The organism is Asanoa sp. NPDC050611 (genome assembly GCF_040654855.1).
GTDB lineage: Bacteria > Actinomycetota > Actinomycetes > Mycobacteriales > Micromonosporaceae > Asanoa.
The window spans coordinates 1-2,422 of record NZ_JBFAIU010000596.1; the positions used below are offsets into that span (position 1 = coordinate 1).

The following is a 2,422-nucleotide window of genomic DNA, read 5'->3' on the forward strand; positions in this document are numbered from 1 at the left end:
CGCTCCGCCCGCTGCAGGACCTGCACGCGGCGCTGCGCGGGGGCGGGCGTGCTGTTTGAGCGGGCTGTCCGCCCGGTCCTGTTCCGTCTCGGCTCGGGTGACGCGGAGACCGCACACGAGTGGACGCTGACGCGGCTGGCGGGCCTCCCGCCGGCCGCGCGGCGGTTGCTCGCCGCGCGCTACGCGGTGCGCGACCCGCGTACGGTCTTCGGCCTGGAGTTCCCGAACCCGGTCGGGCTGGCGGCGGGGGTCGACAAGAACGGCCTGGCGCTGGCCGCGTGGCCTTCGCTGGGGTTCGGGTTCGTCGAGGTCGGCACGGTGACGGCGCACGCGCAGCCGGGCAACCCGAAACCGCGCCTGTTCCGGCTGCGCGCCAGCGAGGCGATCGTCAACCGCATGGGCTTCAACAACGCGGGCGCGGCGGCCCTGGCCGCCCGCCTGGCGGCGGCGTCGGCCGGCGGCCGCGCCGCGCCTACGGCGGGTGGCAGCCCGCCCGGACCCGCCGGCGATGGCCTTCCTCGCAGTGTCGGCGGTCGGCGAGGCCTGTCCGCGGTAGGTGCGGCGTTCGGCGTGCCGCTCGGGATCTCGTTGGGCAAGTCGAAGGTGACGCCGATCGAGGACGCCGTCGACGACTACCTGGCGTCCTACAAGCTGCTCAAGGACCACGGTGACTACTTCGCCGTCAACGTGTCCTCGCCCAATACGCCCGGGTTGCGGAACCTGCAGGATCGGGACTCGATCGACGCGTTGCTGAGTGCGCTCGTCGGGGAGAAGCCGATCCTCGTGAAGATCGCGCCCGATCTGACCGAGGCCGCGATCGCCGAGCTCCTGGAGGTCTGTCTCGCGCGCGGGGCGGCAGGCGTCATCGCGACCAACACGACCCTGGGCCGCGACGGGCTCGCGGACTCCGACCGGGGCACCGGGAACGAGGCCGGCGGGCTGTCCGGGCGGCCGCTGACCGACCGGGCGCGGGAGGTCGTGCGGTTCGTGCACGACGAGACCGGCGGCCAACTCCCGGTGATCGGCGTCGGCGGGATCATGACCCCGGACGACGCGGCACGGATGTTCGACGCCGGCGCCAGCCTGGTGCAGGTCTACAGCGGGTTCATCTACCACGGGCCGGCGCTGGTCCGGCGGATCGCGAGTCTGAAGAAAGGACAATCGTGACGAAAGCCTTCGGGGCGCGGCTGTACGAGGCGCTCGAAACGCGTGGTCCGCTGTGTGTGGGGATCGATCCTCATCCAAGTCTGCTGACCGCCTGGGGGCTGCCCGACGACGCCGACGGGCTGGCCCGGTTCTGCGAGATCGTGATCGACGCGCTCGGCGACCGGGTCGCCGTGCTGAAACCGCAGTCCGCGTTTTTCGAGCGACACGGCTCCCGAGGGGTCGCCGTCCTTGAGTCGGCTATCCGACAGTTGCGCGAGGCCGGCGCGCTGGTGTTGCTCGACGTGAAGCGTGGCGACATCGGCTCGACGGTCGCCGCCTACGCCGCCGCGTATCTCGATCCGGCGAGTCCGCTGCGTGCCGACGCGATTACGGCGAGCCCCTTCCTCGGCGTCGGATCGCTGCGCCCGATGTTCGACGCGGCGACCGCGCACGACGGCGGCGTCTTCGTCCTGGCGCTCACCTCGAACCCGGAGGGAGCCGCCGTGCAACGCGCCGTCGGTCCCGGCGGCCGGACCGTCGCGCAGACCGTGATCGACGAGATTTCCCAGCTCAACGCCGGTGTGTCGCCGCTCGGAAGTTTCGGGCTGGTGGTCGGCGCAACGATCGGCGATACCGGCCACGATCTCTCCCGCGTCAACGGCCCGATCCTCGCACCGGGGCTCGGCGCGCAGGGCGGGACCGCTTCCGACCTGCGTACCGTCTTCGGTAATGATCTTGATTGGGTCGTTCCGTCCTACTCGCGGGAGATCCTCGCCCGGGGGCCCTCGGTGTCCGATTTGCGCAGTGCGGCGGCCGACGTCCTGGCCCAGTGCCGGGCCGTTCTGGGCCCCCGAACGAGGTGACCCGCGGGATCAAGATTTCGTGATCAAGGCGCGCCGACGTTGCCGAAAACCAATCGGGCCGCTAGTTTTCCCGGCGCTGGGAACCACATGCCCCTTTGGTTCACAGCCACCCCACGTTTCACGACCGCGGCGGAATTTCCCGATCGCGGTAGGACCTGAGGAGAACTGGTGCCGCTCCCGTCACTGAGCCCCGAACAGCGCGCGGCAGCGCTGGAAAAGGCAGCGGAGATCCGCAAAGCCCGTGCTGCCCTGAAGGAGCAGCTGAAGCAGGGCAAGACCACCCTCGCCGCCGTCCTCGACCGGGCCGAGTCTGACGACGTCGTCGGCAAGCTCAAGGTTTCGGCCGTCCTCCAGGCGATGCCGGGCATCGGCAAGATCCGGGCGACCCAGATCATGGAGAAGCTCAAGATCGC

Annotated in this window: 3 protein-coding genes; all 3 read left to right on the forward strand. The window is 70.7% G+C overall.

Features of this window, described 5'->3' with window-relative positions; genetic code table 11:
• Positions 1–48 precede the first annotated feature (48 nt).
• Positions 49–1,167 carry a quinone-dependent dihydroorotate dehydrogenase gene (locus AB0H87_RS40705; protein ID WP_360158875.1) on the forward strand — a complete coding sequence of 373 codons (1,119 nt, stop codon included), beginning with the start codon at positions 49–51 and terminating at the stop codon, positions 1,165–1,167.
• Positions 1,164–2,009: an orotidine-5'-phosphate decarboxylase gene (gene pyrF / locus AB0H87_RS40710; RefSeq protein WP_360158869.1), complete on the forward strand. Its 846-nt coding sequence runs from the start codon at positions 1,164–1,166 to the stop codon at positions 2,007–2,009. The genes AB0H87_RS40705 and pyrF overlap by 4 nt, the downstream gene beginning before the upstream one ends.
• Positions 2,010–2,177: 168 nt before the next feature.
• Positions 2,178–2,422: integration host factor, actinobacterial type (gene mihF / locus AB0H87_RS40715; protein WP_360158872.1), on the forward strand; the 245-nt coding region annotated here is incomplete at its 3' end.